Source organism: Micrococcus sp. KBS0714 (assembly GCF_002008305.4).
Classification (GTDB): domain Bacteria; phylum Actinomycetota; class Actinomycetes; order Actinomycetales; family Micrococcaceae; genus Micrococcus; species Micrococcus luteus.
The window spans coordinates 789,197-810,626 of record NZ_CP042169.1 but is presented as its reverse complement, the minus strand read 5'-3'; the positions used below and the strand labels follow the sequence as shown (position 1 = coordinate 810,626).

Annotated in this window: 21 protein-coding genes; 5 read left to right on the top strand and 16 right to left on the bottom strand. The window is 73.7% G+C overall.

Features of this window, described 5'->3' with window-relative positions; genetic code table 11:
- Nucleotides 1-14: 14 nt before the first annotated feature.
- The 11 genes from B1A86_RS03710 to B1A86_RS03660 form a co-directional block, all read right to left on the bottom strand.
- Nucleotides 15-1,223, bottom strand: coding sequence for an acetyl-CoA C-acetyltransferase (locus B1A86_RS03710; RefSeq protein WP_078025998.1), 1,209 nt, complete (start codon nucleotides 1,221-1,223; stop codon nucleotides 15-17).
- Nucleotides 1,224-1,412: 189 nt separating this feature from the next.
- Entirely contained in the window at nucleotides 1,413-2,480 is a 1,068-nt protein-coding gene (locus B1A86_RS03705; protein WP_168196744.1) for a 2,3-butanediol dehydrogenase, read from the bottom strand.
- Nucleotides 2,481-2,697: 217 nt separating this feature from the next.
- The gene (gene prfB / locus B1A86_RS03700; protein ID WP_049147200.1) at nucleotides 2,698-3,819 is read right to left on the bottom strand and encodes a peptide chain release factor 2; all 1,122 of its coding nucleotides are present in this window, start codon (nucleotides 3,817-3,819) and stop codon (nucleotides 2,698-2,700) included.
- Between the two features lie 12 nt (nucleotides 3,820-3,831).
- The gene (locus B1A86_RS03695) at nucleotides 3,832-4,566 is read right to left on the bottom strand and encodes an alpha/beta fold hydrolase (protein ID WP_049147203.1); all 735 of its coding nucleotides are present in this window, start codon (nucleotides 4,564-4,566) and stop codon (nucleotides 3,832-3,834) included.
- Complete coding sequence (locus B1A86_RS03690; RefSeq protein ID WP_036381775.1) at nucleotides 4,563-5,021, bottom strand: Tad domain-containing protein; 459 nt, start codon at nucleotides 5,019-5,021, stop codon at nucleotides 4,563-4,565. Before B1A86_RS03690 ends, B1A86_RS03695 begins: the two co-directional genes overlap by 4 nt.
- Nucleotides 5,021-5,449 carry a hypothetical protein gene (locus tag B1A86_RS03685; protein WP_036313982.1) on the bottom strand — a complete coding sequence of 143 codons (429 nt, stop codon included), beginning with the start codon at nucleotides 5,447-5,449 and terminating at the stop codon, nucleotides 5,021-5,023. Before B1A86_RS03685 ends, B1A86_RS03690 begins: the two co-directional genes overlap by 1 nt.
- Nucleotides 5,433-5,861 (bottom strand): TadE/TadG family type IV pilus assembly protein, encoded by a 429-nt coding sequence (locus tag B1A86_RS03680; RefSeq protein WP_036381779.1) that lies wholly within the window; start codon nucleotides 5,859-5,861, stop codon nucleotides 5,433-5,435. Before B1A86_RS03680 ends, B1A86_RS03685 begins: the two co-directional genes overlap by 17 nt.
- A gap of 2 nt (nucleotides 5,862-5,863) precedes the next feature.
- Entirely contained in the window at nucleotides 5,864-6,070 is a 207-nt protein-coding gene (locus tag B1A86_RS03675; protein WP_010079078.1) for a hypothetical protein, read from the bottom strand.
- An 87-nt stretch (nucleotides 6,071-6,157) separates the two neighbouring features.
- Nucleotides 6,158-7,099 (bottom strand): type II secretion system F family protein, encoded by a 942-nt coding sequence (locus B1A86_RS03670; protein ID WP_078025996.1) that lies wholly within the window; start codon nucleotides 7,097-7,099, stop codon nucleotides 6,158-6,160.
- Nucleotides 7,096-7,953: a type II secretion system F family protein gene (locus B1A86_RS03665; protein WP_078025995.1), complete on the bottom strand. Its 858-nt coding sequence runs from the start codon at nucleotides 7,951-7,953 to the stop codon at nucleotides 7,096-7,098. The genes B1A86_RS03670 and B1A86_RS03665 overlap by 4 nt, the downstream gene beginning before the upstream one ends.
- Complete coding sequence (locus B1A86_RS03660) at nucleotides 7,953-9,179, bottom strand: CpaF family protein (protein ID WP_010079081.1); 1,227 nt, start codon at nucleotides 9,177-9,179, stop codon at nucleotides 7,953-7,955. Before B1A86_RS03660 ends, B1A86_RS03665 begins: the two co-directional genes overlap by 1 nt.
- A gap of 237 nt (nucleotides 9,180-9,416) precedes the next feature.
- Here B1A86_RS03660 and B1A86_RS03655 point away from each other — a divergent pair, with 237 nt between their 5' ends.
- Both B1A86_RS03655 and B1A86_RS03650 read left to right on the top strand, forming a co-directional pair.
- Nucleotides 9,417-12,416, top strand: a complete 3,000-nt coding sequence (locus B1A86_RS03655) for an FtsK/SpoIIIE domain-containing protein (protein ID WP_078025994.1) — start codon at nucleotides 9,417-9,419, stop codon at nucleotides 12,414-12,416.
- A gap of 578 nt (nucleotides 12,417-12,994) precedes the next feature.
- Nucleotides 12,995-13,573, top strand: a complete 579-nt coding sequence (locus tag B1A86_RS03650) for a dienelactone hydrolase family protein (RefSeq protein WP_070708710.1) — start codon at nucleotides 12,995-12,997, stop codon at nucleotides 13,571-13,573.
- 19 nt (nucleotides 13,574-13,592) lie between these two features.
- Here the strand turns inward: B1A86_RS03650 and B1A86_RS03645 are convergent, their stop codons facing one another.
- Together B1A86_RS03645 and B1A86_RS03640 are read right to left on the bottom strand one after the other, a co-directional pair.
- Nucleotides 13,593-14,996: an MFS transporter gene (locus tag B1A86_RS03645; RefSeq protein WP_036339096.1), complete on the bottom strand. Its 1,404-nt coding sequence runs from the start codon at nucleotides 14,994-14,996 to the stop codon at nucleotides 13,593-13,595.
- Nucleotides 14,997-15,067: 71 nt separating this feature from the next.
- The gene (locus B1A86_RS03640) at nucleotides 15,068-15,649 is read right to left on the bottom strand and encodes an LURP-one-related/scramblase family protein (protein ID WP_036339093.1); all 582 of its coding nucleotides are present in this window, start codon (nucleotides 15,647-15,649) and stop codon (nucleotides 15,068-15,070) included.
- Between the two features lie 141 nt (nucleotides 15,650-15,790).
- Here B1A86_RS03640 and B1A86_RS03635 point away from each other — a divergent pair, with 141 nt between their 5' ends.
- Genes B1A86_RS03635 through B1A86_RS03625 form a run of 3 tightly spaced genes read left to right on the top strand, consistent with a single transcriptional unit; the run spans nucleotide 15,791 to nucleotide 18,184 of the window.
- Entirely contained in the window at nucleotides 15,791-16,981 is a 1,191-nt protein-coding gene (locus tag B1A86_RS03635) for an LLM class flavin-dependent oxidoreductase (protein WP_036313995.1), read from the top strand.
- Nucleotides 16,978-17,667 (top strand): FMN reductase, encoded by a 690-nt coding sequence (locus B1A86_RS03630; RefSeq protein WP_020628145.1) that lies wholly within the window; start codon nucleotides 16,978-16,980, stop codon nucleotides 17,665-17,667. Before B1A86_RS03635 ends, B1A86_RS03630 begins: the two co-directional genes overlap by 4 nt.
- Nucleotides 17,639-18,184 (top strand): MarR family winged helix-turn-helix transcriptional regulator, encoded by a 546-nt coding sequence (locus B1A86_RS03625; protein WP_020628146.1) that lies wholly within the window; start codon nucleotides 17,639-17,641, stop codon nucleotides 18,182-18,184. Before B1A86_RS03630 ends, B1A86_RS03625 begins: the two co-directional genes overlap by 29 nt.
- A gap of 105 nt (nucleotides 18,185-18,289) precedes the next feature.
- Here B1A86_RS03625 and B1A86_RS03620 read toward each other — a convergent pair whose 3' ends face one another.
- The 3 genes from B1A86_RS03620 to priA all read right to left on the bottom strand — a co-directional run bounded on the left by B1A86_RS03620 (nucleotide 18,290) and on the right by priA (nucleotide 21,422).
- On the bottom strand, nucleotides 18,290-19,516 hold the full coding sequence (locus B1A86_RS03620; RefSeq protein ID WP_223247523.1) for a trypsin-like serine protease: 1,227 nt from the start codon (nucleotides 19,514-19,516) through the stop codon (nucleotides 18,290-18,292).
- Between the two features lie 122 nt (nucleotides 19,517-19,638).
- Entirely contained in the window at nucleotides 19,639-20,640 is a 1,002-nt protein-coding gene (locus B1A86_RS03615) for an SseB family protein (protein ID WP_078025993.1), read from the bottom strand.
- Entirely contained in the window at nucleotides 20,637-21,422 is a 786-nt protein-coding gene (gene priA, locus B1A86_RS03610) for a bifunctional 1-(5-phosphoribosyl)-5-((5-phosphoribosylamino)methylideneamino)imidazole-4-carboxamide isomerase/phosphoribosylanthranilate isomerase PriA (protein ID WP_020628149.1), read from the bottom strand. Before priA ends, B1A86_RS03615 begins: the two co-directional genes overlap by 4 nt.
- Nucleotides 21,423-21,430: the final 8 nt, after the last annotated feature.

Sequence of the window (21,430 nt, the reverse complement as noted above, 5' to 3'; positions counted from 1 at the left end):
TCAGGGGCGGTCCGTCAGCGGAAGAGGATCAGGGCCTCGCCCTGGCCGCCGCCGCCGCAGAGCGAGACGGCCGCGCGGCCGCCGTCGCGCCGGTCGAGCTCGAGGGCGGCGTGCAGGGCCAGCCGGGCGCCGGAGGCGCCGATCGGGTGGCCCAGGGCGATGGCGCCGCCGTGGATGTTGGTCTTCTCGTGCGGGTAGTCGAGGTCGCGCAGGGACTGCACGGCCACCGCGCCGAACGCCTCGTTGATCTCGATGAAGTCGAGGTCGGCCACGTCCCAGCCCTGCTTCCGCACGGCGGCGTTGATCGCGTCCGAGGGCTGCGAGTGCAGCTGCGAGCTGTCCGGGCCGGCGGTCTGGCCGGGTGCGCCCACCGTGGCGAGGATCGTCAGGCCCTTCTCCTCGGCGAAGGCCCGCGAGGTCACCACGAGGGCGGCGGCGCCGTCGGACAGGGGCGAGGAGTTGCCGGCCGTGATCGTGCCGTCCTTCGCGAACGCCGGACGCAGGGCGCCCAGCGACTCGGCGGTCGTGTCCGGTCGGACCCCTTCGTCCTGGGAGACGACCAGCGGGTCGCCCTTGCGCTGCGGCACCTCCACCGGGGCGATCTCGCCCTCGAAGACGCCCTCGGACTGGGCCCGGGCGGCCCGCTGGTGCGAGGCCGCGGCGACCTCGTCCTGCTCGGCGCGGGCGATGTTCCGCTCGCCGTTGCCGGACTCGGTCAGCTCGCCCATGGCCTCGTGGCTCAGGGAGTCGGTGAGGCCGTCCCACGCGACGGCGTCGAGCATGGTGGCCGGGCCGTACTTGAAGCCCTTGCGCGCGCCGGGCAGCAGGTGCGGGGCGTTGGTCATGGACTCCTGACCGCCGGCCACCACCACGTCCGCCTCGCCGAGGCGGATGAGACGGGCGGCGTCGATCACGGCGGTGAGGCCGGACAGGCACACCTTGTTGATCGTCATGGCCGGGACGTTCCACGGGATGCCCGCGGCGAGCGCGGACTGGCGGGCCGGGTTCTGGCCCGCGCCGGCCTGCACGACCTGGCCCATGTAGACCATGTCCACGTCCTCGGGGGCCACGCCGGCGCGCTCGAGCGCGTGCGTGATCGCGTGGGCGCCCAGGTCCACGGCGCGCAGGTCGGCCTGCTGCGAGAGCAGCCGGGTGAAGGGCGTGCGGGCACCGCCCACGATCACGGCATCGGTGGGCTGAGGCTGGGGCAGCTCGGCGGTCATGCGGTCCTCCTGGGACGTTCAACTCGGTTCATCACGATTCACTCAAATGCAGTCTATGACCCCGGTCACAGGCGCGCCAGGCGACGACGCATCCATGACGGCGCGCCGCGGTGCAGGGACCCGACGGCCCGCACCCGCCGGCTGCGGGCGCGGGCCGTCGTCGGGACGTCCGGGGGTCGGGCCGGAGCCTCAGAGACCCTGGCCGGTCGGCGAGACGAGGATCTTCACGGCCGTCTCGTTGTGGTGGATGAGGGTCTCGAAGCCCCGGTCGACCAGGTCGTCGAGGCCGATCTTGCCGGTGATGAACGGCGCGAGGTCCACGGCGCCGTCCTCGACCATGCGGATGGTGTCCGCGTGGTCGTTCGCGTACGCGATCGTGCCGCGCAGGTCGATCTCCTTCATCACCAGCTTGTGCAGGGCCACGGCGGGCTCGTGGCCCCAGATGGACTCGTTGACGATCACCCCGCCGGGACGCACCGCGTCCAGCAACATGTCCAGCACCACGTCCACCGAGGTGCACTCGAAGCCCACGTCCGCGCCCTGGCCGTCGTGCAGCTCGCGGATCTTCGCGGGCACGTCCACCTCGCGCGGGTCGAAGGCCTCGTCCACCACGCCGGCCTCGAGCACCTTCCGGCGGCGCAGCTCCGAGAGCTCGGAGACGTACACCGTCAGGCCCTTGCCCTTGAGCACGGCCGCCGTGAGCGCGCCGATGGGGCCGGCGCCACCGATCACTGCCACGCCCGACGTCGGAGAGCCGGCCCGCACCCACGCGTGGTGGGCCACGGAGAGCGGCTCGATGAGCGCGGCCTGGTCGAGAGGCACGGAGTCGGCCACCGGGTGGACCCAGCGGCGCTGCACCGCGATCTGCTCGGCCAGTCCGCCGCCGTCGCCGCCCAGGCCGATGAAGTTCATGTCCGGCGCGAGGTTGTAGTCCGGTCGGTCCCGGTCCTCCTCGCGCACGATGTACGGCTCCACGACGACCTTCTGGCCGACCTCGAGGTCCGTGACGCCCTCGCCCAGGGCGGCGACGGTGCCGGACATCTCGTGGCCGAGCGTGACGGGGGCGGCGTCGCCGGAGATCGGGTGCGGGTGCCCGGCCGGCGGGATGAAGATCGGGCCCTCGAGGTACTCGTGCAGGTCCGTGCCGCAGATGCCGCACCACGCGACGTCCACGAGGACCTGCCCCGGGCCGGCCGTGGGCGAGTCGATCTCCTCGATGCGGATGTCCTTCTTGCCGTGCCAACGGGCGGCGCGCATGGTCATGCTGGTCGACCTCCTGGGTGGGAATGGAGTCTGGTGCCGGACCGGCGCGCGGGGGCGCCTGCCCGGTGCTTCGAGCATCCCACCGGGCCGGTCTCCCGGGCCAGGCCCGAGGCCCCTGCGGGGGCTTGAACGGCGACGCCGGCCGGCGCCTCGCTGCGGAGGTGCGGGCCGGCGTCGTGGTGGCCTGGGCGGCGGGGCCGCGCCGTGGGGCTCAGTCCTCCTGGGCGGCCTTGACCTGCTCGGCGCGCCAGCGGATCCCGGCGTCCACGAAATCGTCGATGTGGCCGTCGAACACGGAGGAGGGGTTGCCCTCCTCGTGGCCCGTGCGCAGGTCCTTGACCATCTGGTACGGGTTCAGCACGTAGGAGCGCATCTGGTCGCCCCAGGACGCCTTGACGTCGCCGGCCATCTCCTTCTTCTTCGCGTCCTCCTCGGCCTTGCGCAGCAGCAGCAGACGGGACTGGAGCACGCGCAGGGCGGCGGCACGGTTCTGGATCTGCGACTTCTCGTTCTGCATGGACACGACGATGCCGGTGGGCAGGTGCGTCATGCGGACGGCGGAGTCCGTGGTGTTCACGGACTGGCCGCCGGGGCCCGAGGAGCGGAACACGTCCACCTTGATCTCGGACTCGGGGATCTCGATGGAGTCGTCCGACTCGATCAGCGGCACCACCTCGACCGCCGCGAAGGACGTCTGGCGGCGGCCCTGGTTGTCGAAGGGGCTGATGCGCACGAGGCGGTGCGTGCCGGCCTCCACGGAGAGGGTGCCGAACGCGTAGGGCGCGTTGACCTCGAAGGTGACGGACTTCAGGCCGGCCTCCTCCGCGTAGGAGGTGTCCATGACCTTGGTGGACCAGCCGCGCTGCTCGGCCCAGCGCAGGTACATGCGCATGAGGGTCTCGGCGAAGTCGGCCGCGTCCACGCCGCCGGCGCCCGCGCGGATGGTCACGACGGCGTCGCGCTGGTCGTACTCGCCGCTGAGCAGCGTGACGACCTCGAGTTCCTCCAGGGCCTTGCGGATGGAGGTCAGCTCCTGGTTCGCGTCGTCGAGGAGGGAGGGCTCGTCCTCCTCCGCGGCGAGCTCGACCATGGTCTCCAGGTCCTCGATGCGGCTCTCCAGGGAGGTGATGCGCTTGAGGTCCGTCTGACGGTGGGAGAGCTTGGAGGTGACCTTCTGGGCCTCCTCCGGGTCGTCCCAGAGGTCCGGTGCGGAGGCCTGCTGCTCCAGTTCGGCGATGTCCGCCTTGATGCGGTCGAGGTCCGAGACCTGCTCGATGGAGGCCAGGGTGTGGCGCAGGGAGTCGATCTCCGCGGAGAAGTCAGTGTCAGCCATGATTCGGCCAGCCTACCGCGTGGGGTGGACGCCGGTCGTGTGCCAGCGGCGGATCGCCGCCGCGACGGCCTCGGGCTCCGTGACGTGCGGCCAGTGGCCCGTGCTGACATCGACGACGGTGGCGTGCTGCGTGACCGCGTCCAGGTCCCGTTGGTGGACGTCCCGGGTGCTGCGCACGTACAGCGTCGGGACGGTGATGCCGGCCCAGAGGGCACGGGTGTCCGCGGCGAGGACGGCGGCCCAGAGCTCGCGCATCGGATGGTCCGGCGTGGCGTCCAGGTCGGTCAGGATCCGCTCGCGCCACGGCTCCGGGACGAGGAGGTCCCGCGCGAGCGAGGCGCGGAGCACGCTCCGCCAGTCCGGGCGGGCGGCGAGGCGGGCCTTGGCCGCCCGGGCGGCCAGGGCGGTGTCCGTCACCGGGACGTTCGAGTCGATGACCACGAGGGCGCGGGGCCGCACCAGCCCGTCGGCGACGGCGCGCAGCGCGATGACCCCGCCCGTGCTGTGGCCGATCAGCAGCCCCGGCACGGGGCCGGCCTGCGCCGCCCAGGTGCGGGCGGCGTCGAGGACGGGGTCCGCATCGGTCGCCGGCCGTGCGGCCCGGGGGCGGCCCTGACCGCCGGCGTCCGTGCCCGGGTGGCCGGGCAGGGCGGGCGAGGCGGCGAGGTCGGCCACGGCGCCGAGGGCGTCAGCAAGGGGCTCGAAGTGGGCGGGCCGGCCACCGATGCCGTGGAGGAAGCGGATCACCGGGCCAGGCTAGTGCGACTGCTGCCCGTCGCCTCGAGGGGGACCGACAGGGGCAGTGTCCCCGCGAACGGGCCGGTCATGGCGAACAGATCGGCCCGGGCGTCGAGGGTGACGACGACGGTGGTGCCGTCGTCGGCCACGCGGGCGTTCATCCCGCCGAGCCCGGGCACGGCCTCCTGGGCACCGACGGCCGCGAGGTGTGCGCTGGCGGAGGCGGCGACGTCGTCGTCGGAGAGCACGACGCCCGGGTCCTCCCCCAGCCGGAAGCCGAGCTCCTCTGCCCCGGCGATGGCCGCCGAGTCCGCGAGCGACTGAAGGCGGCGGTGCTGCAACTGCACGGTGGTGACCGCGAGCATGACCAGCATGAGGGCCACGAGCACGGCGCACAGGCCGACGGTGAGGACGGTGGTCTGCCCGTCGTCGTGACCCAGGCGAGCGGTGAGGCGGCGGCGCATCAGAACCTCGGCACAGTCTGCCGGGCGTCGGAACCCACCGTCACGGGGGTCAGCGACCACGCTGCCGGCGTGAGAGGGACGGGCACCCCCACGTCCACCCGCACGGCGACGACCTCGCCCGGTTCGAGCGTGCCACAGCCGCCCTGATCGCAGCCGACGGTCAGGTCGTACTGGCCGGCGCCCACGCCGTAGTCGGCCAGCGTGAGCTCGACGGTGGCGTGGGCGGCGCCTGCGCTGGGGTGATCAGCCTCGGCGACCACGGCCTTGACGGCCTGGTCAGCGGCGGCGACCGAGGCGAACGCCGCGGCCTGGACCTGGGAGACGTAGATCATCAGGTACACCACGGGGATCAACAGGACGAGGGTGAGGCCCAGGAATTCGACCGTGGCCGCTCCCCGCTCGTCGCGGACGTCATTGACGGAACGCATGACCGCTCACCTCCACGGGGATCGGGCCCGGCAGGAACCCCAGGCCGGGCAGCGAGCTCGAGACCGTGACGCGCAGGACCGGGACCCCGTCCTGGCTGGTGAGCTCCGCGGCGACGTCGGCCCCGGACTGGCCGGGCACGCCGGCCGAGAGCAGCTCCCGAGCCCGCTGGACGCCGTCCTCGGGGCTCCGGTCCGCGAGCGCCCCGTACCGGGCGCCGGCGGAGGCGGCGTCGATCATCACGTTGCGCGTGTGGATCACGACGCCGGCCTGGAGCAGCGCCGCGAAGAGCAGGACGACCAGGGTCATCACCATGGTGGACTCGGCCACCGCGGCGCCCCGGTCGTCCCGCCAGCGGACACCCGTGTGGCCGCCACGGGGCGCCTGCGCGCCGTGGGCAGCACCCCGGGGCATGCTCAGCCGCCCTGGGACACCTGGGAGATGGCCTGGTTGAACAGTCCCTGGAGCGCCGGCAGGGCGAGGGCCAGCAGGCCGGCCACGAGCACGGCGGACATGAGGGTGATCATCACCCAGCCGGGGACGTCGCCGCGCTCGTCGCGGACGTCGTCGTGGATGAGGGCGCGCAGGGCGGCCAGGACGGTGATGGCGTGGTGGTGGAGCATGGTCCCCTCCTCGGGTGGCCGGCCGCCCGTGCGGCCGGAGTGGATGGTGATCGTGGGTGGATGGATGGACTATTCAGTTGTGGGTCTTCAGAACCCCAGGCGCATCAGGGAGATGCCGGGGAAGACGGCGAAGATCACCGTGAGCGGGAGGATGCCGAACACGAGGGGCACCATCATCTGTATCTCCTTCCGGCCGGCGGCCTCCATGAGCTCGCGGCGACCCATCTCACGCACGTCCTGGGCCTGCGCGCGCAGGACGTCGGCGAGGGGCGTGCCGCGGTCGAGCGCGATGAGCACGCCCCCGATGAACCGTTCGACGGGGGCCAGCTGCACGCGCCGTCCCATGGCCTTGAGCGCCGCGGACAGCGACGCCCCGGCACGCATGTCGGCGAGCGTGGTGCGGAACTCGCCGGCCAGCTCCCCGCGCGCCGTCCCCGCGATGCGTTCGAGCGCTCCGGCGGCGCTCTCCCCCGCGCCCACCGAGAGCGCGAACAGCTCGGCCACGGACGGGAACTCGGAGAGGATGGCCTCGCGCCGCCGTCGCACCCGCAGGGAGAGCAGCTGCTCCCGGAGCAGGAACCCGGCCATGCCGCCGGCGATCACGAGGGCGACCCCCGTGATCACCGGCACGCGGCCCGTGACGGTGAGGCTGAGCGCGAGGACGGCCGCCACGGCGGCCCCCGCGGCTCCGCTCAGGACCTGCTGGGCACGGAAGTCCGTCGACGTGACCGCGAGCCCCGCGGCGGCCAGTTTGCGGTCGAGCGCCGCCCCGCCCGGGGAGATGCGCTGGACCCAGCCGACTCCGGCCTGCACCACGGGATCGAGGATGCGTCCCCACGTTCCCCAGGGCGAGGCGCCCGCACGTTCCTCCTCGAGGAGGCGGGAGGCCGGGATGTGGTGGCGCAGCTGCGGTTCGACCCGTTGCTCGAGGCTGGGGCGCCAGCCCACCGGCTGGGTGACCAGGATGAGGAGCAGTCCCGCCCCGAGGGTGAGGCCCAGGAGCGCAGCCCAGATCAGCGCGGACGTCATGCGAACACCCGCTTCTCCCGGGGCAGCGCGCCGATGCGGAGCATGACGCGGTAGCAGACGACGGAGGCCACCATGCCGGCGAGGAGCACGGCCCCGCCGGCGGCGGACCGATAGGCCGCGACCGCGGCGGGCTGGGTCCCCAGCAGCAGGAGCACGAGCCACGGGGCGCACACCGCCAACCGGGCCGCGTTCACGGTCCACGACTGCCGGGCCTCGAGCTCGGCGCGGATGCGGGCGTCCTGCCGGAGGAACTCGGAGAGGGTCTGCAGCAGACGGCCGATGTCGGCGCCGCCGACCTCGCGGGTCAGGCGCAGCGAGACCACCAGGCGGTCCGCGACGGGGTCGGCCATCCGGGCCTTGAGCCGGTCCAGTGCGTCCACGAAGCGGGCTCCGGCCCGGTAGTCCCGGGCGAACTGCTGGAACGGCTCGCGCAGCCCCTCCGGCCCGGTCTCCCCGAGCTGGATGAGCGCCTCCGGGAGAGTCAGGCCCGCGCGGATGGCCGACCGGGCGTGGTCGATCGCGTCCGGCCACAGCTCGCGCAGTGCCGTGGACCGCCGGCGGGCCTGCCAGGACAGCAGCAGCCAGGGCACGGCCGCGCCGAAGACGGCGAAGCACGCGGCGATGGTCCACGTACTGGTCAGCGACAGGACGAGCAGCCCGACCACGAGACCGCCGACGGCCATGGCGGACACGACGCCGGCCGGGCTGAGACGCTGGATGCCGGACTGGGCGATCAGCACACGCAGGCGCGAGTCGGGGCGGGCGGCCCCGGGTCTCTCCGTGGGAGGGGACCAGAGGGACCACCACAGCAGGAACAGGCCGCAGCCGAGCGCGAGCCCCAGCAGCGCGGCCATCAGCGCAGCCCCACCAGCTCGTGGACGTCCACGCCGCGACGGGCGAGCGCCTCGAACTCCAGGTTCGCACCCTCGTTGAGGCGCAGGTCGCCCTCGGCGTCACGCTGGAAGAGCGCCGACGTCTCGATGACCCCGCCCTCCACCCGTGAGCCGACGGTGAGGATCTCCCGCACCCGCCGGCGGCCCTGACGGTCGCGCTCGCAGTGCACGACGACGTCGATGCACGTGGCGACCGTCGGGACGACGAAGTCCCGGGAGATGTTCTCCCCGGCCAGCAGCGGCAGCGTGCAGAGCTTCGTGAGCGCGTCCGCGGCCGAGTTCGCGTGGATCGTGCACATGCCGGCCAGGCCGGAGTTCAGAGCGACGAGCATGTCCAGCGCCTCGGCCTCGCGCACCTCGCCGACGATCAGGCGGTCCGGGCGCATCCGCAGCGCCTCCTTGACGAGGCGACGCAGCGGGATCTCGCCGTGGCCCTCCAGGTTCGGCTGGCGGCACTGCAGCCCGACGACGTCGCGCACCGGGATCTGCAGCTCGAAGATCTCCTCCACGGTGATCACCCGCTCCCGCGGGCCGATGGCCGAAGCCAGGCAGTTGAGCAGGGTGGTCTTGCCCGCCTGGGTGGCCCCGCTGACGAGGATGTTCATGCCCGCGTCCACGGCCGCGTCCAGGAAGCGGGCCGCCGTCGGAGTGAGGGAACCGCCCCGGACGAGGTCGTCCAGCCGGCGCGCCCGGGCGATGAACTTCCGGATGTTCACGGCCCAGTGCCGCCGCGTGATGTCGGGGATGGCCACGTGCAGGCGCGAACCGTCTGGCAGGGCCGCGTCGACGAACGGCATCGACAGGTCCAGCCGCCGGCCCGAGGACTTCAACATGACTTCGACGAGGTCCTGCACCTCCTCCTCGGTCAGGACGATGCCCGTCAGCTCGGAGCGGCCGGACCGCGCGCAGTAGACGGCGTCCGGCGCGTTCAGCCAGATCTCCTCCACGGAGGGATCGTCCATGAGCCGCTGGAGCGGCCCGAGGCCCGCGATGCGGTCGAACAGGTCCTGCCGCGCCGCCACGGGATCCTCCAGGTCCGGCAGCGAGCTGACCATCGCGCGGGACTCGTAGTCCGCGGCCGCGTCCTGGATGAGCGTCAGGACCCGGGCGTGCTCACGCTGCGGGTCGATGCCCTGCCGCCGGACGATCTCCCGGATCTCGTCCTCGAGAATGCGCACCGCATCCATGTGTCCCTCCTGTGCCCGATTCGGCGCCATCCCCAGCGCCGCACATGTCTCGATCAGGAAGATACCCCGTTCCGTCGATGCGTGTGGTCCAGGACACCATGACTGTGGACAACGTGGCGGCGGTCCCGTTCGACGGGGAGTTGTCCACAGGCCGCCCGAGCCGCCATCAGGCCGTGGCAGGGTCGTCCCCAGGCGGCCGGACGGGCCGGTCGCCGGTCTCAGGAGGGAGGGGCGGGGATGGCCTGGAGCGTGCGGATCCTGGGCGGGGCCGCTCCCGAGACATGGCGGGTGGAGCACTTCCCCGCCGACGCGGACGAGCAGGACCGGGCGGTGCGGGAACGTTTTCCCGCCCGGTCGCTGCACCGGTGCGCTGCCGGGCCGCGCAGCGTGACGTACGCGGAACGGGTCGGGAGTGCACCGGCCCGGGGGCCGGAGCTCGCGGTGGTCACCGAGCACGGACCCGACGCCGGCCGCCTCGTCCCTCTGGGGGAGGGCGGGTTGAGCACGGGACGCGGTGGGGCGCGGCTGCTGCTGGACGACCCCTCTGCCCCGTCGCGGCCGATGCGTCTGCGGCTCGCGCCCACCGGGCTGCACGTCCACGACGGTCCTCGGGACACCGGACGCCTGTGGGACGGCCGCAGCCCGCTCCCTGTGGGCCGGACCGCCCTGGGCCTGGTCCGCGGGCCCGGGGCCGCCCTGCCGCGGCCGGTCACGCCGGAGCCGCCCGCCGTCGACCTCGGATCCCCACCGGCCCGGCAGTCCGTCGTGATCCCGCTGGTGGCGGCCCTGGGCCCGCTGGTGCTCGGGGTCGCCCTGGTCCTGATGATGGGCAACCCGGTGTTCCTGCTGTTCGGTGTGCTGTCCGTGACGGTGGCGCTGGTCATGCTGGCGATGCAGCGCCGTACCCGGCTGCGGCATGCGCGGCTGCTCGCCGCCCGCGCGGACGCGCTCGTGCGCCGGCGGGCTCAGGCGGCACTGAGCCCCGGTGCGGTGGCCCGCGCCGTCCGCTCCGGCGCGACGGACCGCTTCGGGCTGACGTCGGGGGCCGACGAGGCCGTGGCGGTCTCGTGGGGTTCCGGCGTCGGGGCGCTGTCCCTGTCGCGGGACGACCCGGACGAGGCATGGGTGGAGGCCGTCACGTCGCGGCGCACCGTGATGACGACGTCACCGCCGGAGTCGCGCGTCGTCGTGCTCGGGCCGCCGCGCGATGTGGCCGGGGCCTGCCGGTGGGCGGTGTTCCAGCTCCTGCGGCACGCGGTGGCCGCCGACGGCGCGTTCGTGGTGGAGGCCGGTGGAGTCCGCCGCACCTGGTGGTCGGGCGGGTCCGGCCCGCGGCTGCTGGTGTCGGCTCCTGAGGACGCGGCACTGGATCCGGCGTGGCGAGCGTGGCGGGCCGCCATCGGCGGCGACGCGGGGACGACGCCCACGGCCCGGGCGGATCTGCCCTGGACGCGGTACGACTTCACCGGGCCGTCGCCTGCGCCGGGGGACGCCGTCGTCGACCTGCGCGGGCGCACCGTCGTGGTCCCGGCCGAACAACAGCGCTTCGAGGACGTGACCGCCGACGGCCTCGCCGACGGCACCCTGGTCGCCTGGCTGACCGAGCTGGCCGACGACGTCGTGGACCTCGGCCTGCTGCCCGCCGACGACGGCGACGGCACGCTCACACCACCGGGGCAGGTGGGCGCCCGCGATGCCGTCGACGGGCTCACCGTGACCCTCGCCCGTAGCGGCGACGAGACGGGCGTCGTCGAGATGGACCTGGCCGCCGACGGGCCGCACCTGCTCATCGCGGGCACCACGGGATCCGGGAAGTCGGATCTCCTGCTGTCCCTCCTGCTGGGGGCCGCGGCGCACCACCCGCCGGCCGAGGTCGCGTTCCTGCTGCTGGACTTCAAGGGCGGTGCGTCGTTCGGTCCGCTGGGCGCGCTCCCCCACACGATGAGCCTGGAGACCAACCACGTGGGAACGGCCTCGTTGCGGGCGCTGAGCGCCATCCGGGCGGAGCTGCATCGCCGCGAGGCCCTCTTCGCGGAGGCCGGGGTCAGCGACTATCCCGGCTTCCGCCGCCGCCATCCGGACGCGGCGCTGCCTCGGCTCGTCGTGGCGATCGACGAACTGCGCGTGCTCGTGGACGACCACCCGGACGCAGCCGCCGTCCTGCAGCGTCTGGCCGCCACGGGCCGTTCCCTCGGCTTCCACCTCATCCTGGCCACGCAGCGGGCCACGGGTGCGGTGGGCTCGGACCTGCGCTCGAACCTGGGCAGCACGATCGCCCTGCGCACCGCGACGGAGCAGGAGTCGTGGGACCTCGTGGGCACGGCCGCCGCGGCCCGGCTCGACCCGCGTCGCCCCGGCTCCGCGATCCTCTCGACGGCGGGGCGCCCGACGGTCTCGTTCCGCGCATCCCAGTGGACGGTCGACGGCGGCACGCCCGTGTGGCGGCGGCTGGGCGAGGCCGCGGCCGCCCCGGCCGTCGCCCCCTGGGAGGCCGTCGTCTCGGTCCTGGTGGAGAACTACGCGGCGGGTGACTGGCCCACACCCCCGCCCGTGGTCACCCCCGCCCTGCCGGAGCGCTGGGTGCCGGACCGCGCTCGCCGGGCCGAGGCCACGGCCCTGGCCCTGCTCGACGACGCGGCCCACGGCCGGCACCGTCCCTGGCGGTGGCCGACCGGCGCGGAGGGACGCACCGCATGGATCGTCGAGGCCGCGGGCGGTCGCGCGGAGACGCTGGCCGCCGTCGTCGAAGTGGCGCTGCGCAGCGGCCGGCCGGTGGCCGTGCTGGACGGCACCGGGGAGGCCGCGGCGGCCGCGCGGTCCGGGACGCCGGTGCTGACCCCGGACGCCGAGGGGGCCGGGGAGGCCGCCCTGGCCCGCCTGCGCGAGCTCGCGGCCGCCGGCGGCACGGCGGTGATCACGGGCTGGAACGCGTGGTCCGGCCTGCGCGTCGGGGACACCTACCGCACGGTCGAGGAGGACGTGCACGACTGGCTCGGCCGTCCGACCGCCGCCGGCCTGCGGTTGGCGGTGTTCGGCGGCCGAGAGCTGGCGACGGGCCGGCTGCTGCTGCACCTGCCCCACCGCTTCTTCGTGCCGGCCGGGACGAACGCCGAGCACCGGCTCATCTGGCCCCGGCTGACCGAGGTCGAGCCCCTGCCGGGGCGGGCCGTGCACATCAGTCCCGCCGTCCCCGAACCCGGCATGCCCTGCCAGCTCGCGTCTCCCGCCCCGGCGTGACCGCACTGACGGCGATTCCCGTGTGACCGCAGCGGAACGGTGGACTCAGCTCCGACGTCCACCCGGCGAGACGTTCTCCCGTCCTCCGTCGAACGTGGATGCCGTGGTCGAGGTCGCCAGGAGCAGTCGGACAGGGCGCCCCTTCGTCGCCGTACGTCCGAAGCGGCCGCGGCATCGTCCGGCGAAGACGTCCCGAAGGTCGCAGGACGGATGAGGCCAGGAGGCCGCTGCCCGCTCCTGCCTCGAGCAGCCCCGTGACCGATCGCACGAGTGCCTCGGCACTCATGCAGAAGATTCCTCGCCGCTCGCTCGCGCAGTCTCCGGTGGGCAGGAGCCTCCTTTCCGCATCCGCACCGACAGCATGCGTCCCCGAGTCTCGCCCCCACCCAGCAGAGCACGCCCGGGGAGGAGCGCTGCAACGAGAACCCAGGGCACCGGTCGGAGAAACACTGCGCTTGCCCTCCACGCAATGAGCGGCAACTCACCCGTGGCGACAGACGCGAGCCACCTCACTTCTTCGCCCCGATCACCCACCCGCACTCTGGGGCAGCCGCTCACCGCGGTCTACGCTCTGACCCATGGCGCAGATCGTCCTCTTCCACCACGCCCTCGGTCTCACAGACGGCGTGCGCGCGCTCGCCGAACAGATCGCCAGCGGCGGTCACACCGTCCACACCCCTGACCTCTACGACGGCCGCACGTTCGCCACCGTGGACGAGGGTGTCGCCCACGCCCAGCACCTCGGCTTCGAGGAGATCGGCCGACGCGGCATGCGGGCGTGTGCCGAGCACCAGGAGGCCTCCGTCGTCGCGGGCATCAGCATGGGCGTGATGCCCGCCTGGCGTGCCGCCCAGGTGGTCCCCGGCTTCCGCGCGTGCATCGCCATGGCCGGCGTCCTGGCCCTCGACGCCTACGCCCCGCTCTGGCAGCCCCACACCGCCCTGCAGATCCACCTCGGCACCCGCGACCCCTGGGCCCTCGAGGGCGACCTCGCGACCGCCCGCTCCTACGCGGCCACCGCCGAGCACCCGGACCGCCCCGCCGACCTCTTCGAGTACGACACGGACCGGCACCTGTTCATGAACTCCTCCACCGCGGACTTCGACGCGGACCTCACCGCCGTGCTGGTCCGCCGCATCCACGAGCTCCTGGCCTGACGCGCGGAGCGGGTCCGGCTCAGGCGGGACGCCGCCCGCGCATCACCGTCGCCAGGGCGGCCAGCAGCACGAGCACGAAGCCCGCGGCCGCCGCGAACACGTAGCCCGCGGACGGGGCGACGCCGTCGATGAACACGCCGGCCAGCGGGGCGCCCATGGCGGCGCCGGCGGTCATGGCCGAGCCGTAGAAGCCCATCGCCTCGCCGCGCCGCTCCTCCACCACGAGGTGCGAGAGCCGGGACGAGGCCGAGGCCAGGGTCGGCGCCGTCAGCAGACCCGAGGGGATCGAGGCCAGCGCGAGCGCCCACACCCCGTCCACGAGCGCGAGCGGCACCGTCGCCACGGCGAACAGCGCCATCAGCAGGTACGGGTGCACCTGGCGGCCCCAGGCCCCATAGAAGAGCCCGCCCACGGCGGAGGCGCCGCACCAGAACGCGTACACCAGACCCACCGACGCCGCGGCGCCCTGCGACTCCAGCTCGGCCACCATCGAGACCTCGGTGCCGACCATGACGATCCCGGCCGCCATCGACACCACGAGCACACCGAGCACCTCCGGCCCGACCCAGGAGAAGTGGGTCCGCCGCCACTGCCGCAGCCGCTCGGCCCGGGCCCGGCGCGGCGCCGTCGTCGGCCCGGAGCCGTCCGCGGCGATGACGGGCAGCGACCCGGTGACCAGGGGGATGGCCTCCGTGATGGCCGGCAGCGCACCGGTCGCCAGGCTGGGGGCGGCCATCTCCACGTGCATGGGCGCGGCGGTCACCGCCTGGGCGATCGCCTCCTGACGGTCCTGCTCCTCGGTGTAGGGATCCTCGGTCGCCGGTCCGACGACGGCCAGCTGACTCGACCGTGTCGGCGGGTTGAACCACATCAGCAGGATGCCGCCCAGCGCGCTGGAGAGGCCGACGATGGTCAGGCCGAGGGCACTCGACCACGTGGCCGCGACGACGGCGCCCAGCGCCGGGCCCATCATGAAGATCGTCTCCGTGACGATGGAGTCCAGGGCAAACGCCGTCTGCCGGTCCTTGCCGTGGGTGAGCACGCCGAGTCCCTGCCGGACGACGGAGAAGATCGGCAGTGAGAACACGCCGCCCAGGAACACGGCCAGGAGCATCGGCCAGAACGGCAGCCACGGGACGATCGGCCAGATCACGGCCTCCGCGATCACGGAGGGCAGCAGTGCACGGCGCAGCCCCTTCGCGTCCACCACGCGGCCCCGCCACGGCGAGCCCACCGCGATGCCCAGCGTCATCGCCGCCCCAGCCAGGCCGGCCTGGCCGTAGCCCAGGCCCAGCGTGAGCGCCACGTGCAGGGTGAGGATCACCCCGGCCGCGGTGTGCGGGAAGCGGGCGATGAACCCCACCGCCAGCAGATGGCGGATCCGAGGGTCCTGCAACAGCCGTCCGTACGCTCCGAAGTCCACCGTCGAATCCTACGGGAGGGGTCAAGGCACGCCCCGGAGGCGCCGTCGAGACGGCCGCGCGCTCGGCGGACTCAGCCGTTGCTGCGCCGGTCCTTGGCCCGGATCAGGTCGAGGGCGATGGCCGTGCCGAGCACGGCGCAGCGCACCACGGGCGGCATGCCGGGGTCCAGGCGCATCTCGTACCGCGAGCGCCCGGCCAGGGCGTTCATGACGCCTCCGAACCGCGCGGTCACGCGGGCGATCGGCTGCTGGCCCACGGTCATGGCGTAGTCGTGGTCCCACAGGTCGCCGGTCACCGCGAAGCACGTGCCGTCCACGACCTCGACGTTCACGGACGTCCGCAGGAACGCGATCTGGCGGACGAGGTTGGCGAAGGGCAGCCCGTCGGCGTCCAGGATCGCGAAGCGGTCGCGGCCGAACGTGGCCGGGTCGGCGAGGCGGAAGAGCACGCGGCCGTCGTCACCGTCGACCACGTCGAAGCTGCGGTTCCCCATCAGCATTCGGCCCAGGCCCCCGCCCGTAGTGACCACCGAGACGACGGTGCGCCCGTCCGGGTCCGTCACCTGGATGTCGTTGGACAGGAAGCTCGTCACCTGCTGCAGGATGAGGACGTCCGTGTGGGCGAGGCGACCGGCGTCGAAGGCGGGGCTCATGGGACCAGTCTGCCGTGTCGGGCCCTGCGGAATATTCAGGACGGGGCGGCTCGTTGTGCGGTATAGTTCATTTTTGAAGAACACGGCGACGGCGCGGCCGGCACCGTGAGACCCGCCCCCGGGCACACTGAGGAGCACACCATGCAGTTCGGCGTCTTCACGATCGGCGACATCACCGCCGATCCGACGAACGGGACCGCCCCCACCGAGCATCAGCGGATCAAGGACACCGTCAAGATCGCCCGCCACGCCGAGCAGGCGGGCTTCGAGGTGTTCGCGACCGGCCAGCACCACAACCCGCCCTTCGTGGCCCCGGGCAACCCGCCCACGCTGCTGGCCTACCTGGCCGCGCAGACCGAGACCCTCCAGCTCTCCACGGCGACGACCCTGATCACCACCATGGACCCGGTGCGTCTGGCCGAGGACTACGCGTACCTGCAGCACCTCGCCGACGGTCGCGTGGACCTGACGATGGGCCGCGGCAACACCGGCCCCGTGTACCCGTGGTTCGGCAAGGACATCCGCCAGGGCATCCAACTCGCCGTGGAGAACTACAACCTCCTCTACCGCCTGTGGCATGAGGAGACCGTGGACTGGAGCGGCAACCACCGCACCCCGCTGCAGGACTTCACCCTCACCCCGCAGCCCCTGGACGGCGTCGCCCCCTTCGTGTGGCACGGCTCCATCCGCTCCCCCGAGATCGCCGAGCAGGCCGCCTACTACGGCGACGGCTACTTCCACAACAACATCTTCTGGAACAAGGAGCACGTCATCCAGATGGTGCGCCTGTACCGCCAGCGCTACGAGTACTACGGCCACGGCAAGGCCCATCAGGCGTACGTGGCCCTGGGCGGCCAGGCCTACATGGCGAAGAACTCGCAGGACGCCGTGGCGGAGTTCCGCCCCTACTTCGACAACGCGCCGGTCTACGGCCACGGCCCGTCCCTCGAGGACTTCTCGAGGATGACGCCCCTGACGGTCGGCTCGCCGCAGCAGGTCATCGAGCGCACGCTCACGTTCCGCGACTGGGTGGGCGACTACCAGCGTCAGATGTTCCTCATCGACCACGCCGGCCTGCCCACGGACACCGTCCTGCGGCAGATCGACCTCTTCGGCGAGGAGGTCCTGCCCGTGCTGCGCAAGGAGTTCGACGCTCTGAAGCCGGACGACGTCCCGGCGGCCCCGACCCACGAGTTCCTCGTGGCACGCGCCCGCCGCGGCGAGGCTCCCGTGCCCGGCGGCAAGGAGGGATCGCAGGCCCAGCTCGACCGCGCGGCGGCCGCCGAGCAGCGCGCCACCGCCGATGCCGCGAAGGGCGGTGCCGCGCAGTGACCACCCCCGGCGCCCCCGATGCCTCCGCCCCGTTCACGCCGCAGGCCCGGCACCTCGCCGTGGTCTCCGGCGGGTCCGGGGACCCGTCCCAGACCCGCATGCTCGCCGAACGCATGGCGGAGTCCGCCTCGGCGGCGCTCTCCGAGCACGGCGTGGTCCCGCAGATCCACCTGATCACGCTGCGGGAGCTCGCCGTGGACATCGCGCAGGCCCTGGTGACCTTCGCCATCTCCCCGGCCCTGCGCGCCGCCCTGGACGAGGTCGCCCAGGCCGACGCCGTCATCGCGGTCTCGCCCACGTACAAGGCCTCCTACTCGGGCCTGTTCAAGTCCTTCTGGGACCTCGCGGAGCCCACGTCCGTCGTCGGGGTGCCCGTGCTCCTCGGCGCCACCGGCGGCACCGCCCGCCACTCGCTCATGATCGACACCGCCATGCGGCCGCTGTTCGCCTACCTCAAGGCCCGCATCGTGCCGACCGCGGTCTTCGCGGCCTCGGACGACTGGGGCGAGGCGGCCGGCGTGCAGGCCTCGATGCGGACCGACCCGCTGCAGTCCCGCATCCGGGCCGCCGGACGCGACCTGGCCGAGATCACCCTGAGCCGCCCCCCGCGGGCACGCGCCGCCGCGCCCGCGGACATCGACCTGGAGGTGACCCCCTTTGAGCAGCTCCTCAACCCCGGCCCCTGAGCCCGCCGCGCAGGACGCGGCGCCGGCGGAGCCCGACGGCGGCTGGTTCGGCTCCGCATCGGAGGCGCACCGCCCGGTGGACCCGCCCAAGCGCGCCTGGCGCGCCTACTTCGAGGCCACCCAGATGCTCACGGAGGTGGTGGAGCGCCGCCTGAAGCAGGACTGCGGCATGTCGCTGGCCGACTACAACCTGCTGCTGCTCCTCTACGAGTCCCCCGAGGGCCGGCTCCGGCTGGGAGAGCTGGCGTCCCGGATGGTCTTCTCCCCGTCGCGCATCACCTACCAGGTGAAGACGCTCGTGGCCCGCGGCCTGATCGACCGCCGCCCGGTGGCCTGTGACCGGCGGGGCTTCGAGGCCGTCCTCACCGACGAGGGCCGGTCCGCCTTCCGGCGCGCCGCGATCGAGCACGCCCGGCAGGTGGACGAGCTCTTCCTCGGCGACCTGGCGCCGGGCGAGGCGGAGTCCCTCACCCGGATCTTCTCCCGCCTGGGGCGGCGGCTCGAGGGGCTGTGCTGACCACGTCCCCACCTGGCCGGGGTCGCCCCGGCCCCGGGACATGACGAGGCCCGGTGATCCGTGCGGGATCACCGGGCCCCGTCGTGTCGTTCGGGGCGGAATCGATCAGCCGACCAGCTGACCGCCCAGGGTCACGGTGGCGTCCGTGGCGGCACCGGCCGCGTCGACCACGGTCACCACCACGGAGCCGCCCGCGGGCACCTCGGCCGGCACGGGCAGCCAGGCGCGGTACTCGCCGGTGAGGTCCAGGCCGTCCTGGCCGAGGACCGTGCCGTCGGCGTCGTAGGCCGTGACGGTGACGGAGGCGAAGCCGCCCTGATCCGTCTGCGCGACCACCTGGGTGCCGTAGGCGACACCCTCGGCGGGCGCGGCCACGACGTCGGTCACGCCCGGCGCAGCGGCCTCGGCGACCGGGGCCTCAGCAGCGGGGGCCGCCTCGGCGGCCTCCTCCTCCGCGGCGGCCTCGGCGCGGGCCTTGAGCTCGGCCGCGATGGCCTCCTCCTCAGCCGGCGTGAACTCGGTCAGCTCGGACTCGTCCACGGCGGGCTCGCCGCCGGTGGGCAGGTCCTCGTCGGCCACGGGGCCCGCGACGTCGGCGATCGCCGGGGCGGTCTCGGCGGCCGGAGCGGTCTCCGCGGCCGCGGCGGTCTCGGCGGCGGGCGCCGCGGAGGCGTCCAGCGCGTCGAGGGACTCGACCGGGACCATGATCGAGGACATCGCCTGGGCGTCGCAGCCCACCACGTTGCCCTCGGCGTCGAAGGTCACCGGGGCGATGCCCGAGATGACCCCGACCACCCGCTGCTGGGCGTCATAGACGGCCCCGCCCGAGTCGCCGGCGTAGGTCGAGGCGGTGTCGAGGGCAACCTGATCCGCGTACGCGTCGTCGCAGACCGTGGCGGCCTCGAAGGTCTGCGTGTGGGACACGGTGTTCGGCGCGCCCAGCGGCACGGACGAGCCGTGGGTGTAGACGGTCTCGCCCACACCGATGGACGAGGCCGGCCGCGTGGACCAGTCGCCCACGACGTCGACGTCGTCGGCCAGGGCCACGCGGACCGCGTCCACGCCCGAATCGCCGGGCAGTGCCGAGACGGTGCCGATCGCGGTGCCGTCGACGTCGCGGACGGTCGAGCCGATCTGCCATTGGCCCGCACCACAGTGGGCCGCGGTGTAGGCGGTGGCGTCGTCGACGATGGTCAGACTGCACGCCCCGGCCGGCGCGGTGATCGCCGAGCCCTGGGTGAGCGTGGTCTGCGCGAGGGCGGGGCCGGCACCGGCCACCACCACCGCGCCCAGCGCCGCGGTGGCGACGCCGGTCAAGGTTCTGGTTCTCATGGGTACTCCTCGGAGGATGGGAGGCATGGGGCCGGCGCGCGGCGCACGGCCTCCAGGATGGGGTGGGGCCACCACGGGCCCTCCCCTCCCCCTCAACGGTACCGGACAGGCCGGGCGACCGATCAGGGTCGGCGGACCGTGATCTCCACGGAGTCGGCCCGCTCGGCCAGCAGCGGCAGGTCTGCCAGGAGGGTCTTGAGCGTGGCCGTCATCAGGCGCACCCCGGCCGCGTCGGCGTCCCGGGTGGGCATCGCGACGATCTGCAGCTCGGGCCCGGCCCCGCCTCCGTTCATCACCGCGCCGGAGCCCGTGTGCGTGGCCACCCCCGACCCGGGTGCGAGGCCCAGGTTGAGCAGGTTCGGGACCAGGTCGGCGACCTCGGCGATCTCGTCCGCGATCTCCTGGTCCCGATAGGCGGGGGTCCACTCCCTCTGCTGGGCGAGCGACCACACGGCCGGGCGTCGCACCACGTACGTGTGCTCGGCGCCGGCGTCGATGACGACGAGCTCACAGCCCTCGTCCACGGCGGACAGGCAGGCACGCGGCAGCCACACGGCCACGGGTCGGGCGACCGGGTTCCACGCCGTCAGCGCGGGCACGTTCGTGAACACCGGCAGCGCCTGCCGGCCGTCCGGCGCGCGCATGGTCACGAGGGCCACGTCCGCGGCCTTGTCCCCGTGCGCCGCGACGTCGTGCTCGTGACCGGTGTGGTCGGCGTGGTCGTGGACGTCGTCCTCGTCCCCGGCGAGGGTGGGCACGACGGCGGCGAACACGCGGATGCGCGCGAGCACCTCCGTCACCTCCCGCTCACCGGCGGAGCCGTCCGTCAGGGCCGACATGACGGCGGTCCACTCGGCCGGGCTGGTGCCGTCGTCCTCGTCGAACACGTGCAACGGGTTCGCGGAGCCGTCCACGCCGGGGCCGGAGAGGTCACGGCCCTGCCACGGGACGCCCGCGGTGTCCGCGGTGTTCTCGCCCGCGGTCTTCTCCCGCATGCGGTCGAGTGCGGCCCGGATGTGCCCCGGCAGCTCCCGGGCCGCCGGATGCGGCACCGCGACCGTCTCGTCGATCGGACCGAGCCCGTCGTCGCGGGCCAGGCCGCCGTCGTCGTGCGAGCCCGTCACGGGGCGACCGGGCCGGGCTGCTCGGAGCGCGCCTGCTCCACCGTGGCGCCGCCGGCGACGGCCAGCGCCTGCTCCAGGCTGAAGCGGCCGGCGTACAGCGCCTTGCCCATGATCGCGCCCTCGACGCCCTGGCCGGTCATGGCCGCGAGCGCGGCAACGTCCTCGAGGGAGGAGATGCCGCCCGAGGCGACGACCGGCTTCGCGGTCTTCGCGCAGACCTGGGCGAGCAGCTCCGTGTTCGGCCCCTTGAGCGTGCCGTCCTTCGTGACGTCGGTGACCACGTAGCGGGCGCAGCCGGCATCCTCGAGGCGGGCGAGCACCTCCCAGAGGTCGCCGCCCTCCTTGGTCCAGCCGCGGGCGGCGAGCGTGGTGCCGCGCACGTCGAGGCCCACGGCCACCCGGTCGCCGAAGCGCTCGATGACGCGCGCGGTCCAGTCCGGGTCCTCGAGGGCGGCGGTGCCCAGGTTCACGCGCGCCGCACCCATCTCGAGGGCGTTCTCGAGCGAGGCGTCGTCGCGGATGCCGCCGGACAGCTCGATCTTCACGCCGATCTCCTCCACCACACGGCGCATGACCTCGCGGTTGTCACCGCGACCGAAGGCCGCGTCCAGGTCCACGAGGTGGATCCACTCCGCGCCGGCGCGCTGCCAGTCCAGGGCGGCGGTGACCGGGTCGCCGTACGAGGTGGCGCTGCCGGCCTCGCCCTGGACGAGGCGGACGGCCTGGCCGTCCTGGACGTCGACGGCGGGCAGCAGCTCGAGGGCGGGGGCGTTCGGGGTCATGGGGTTCC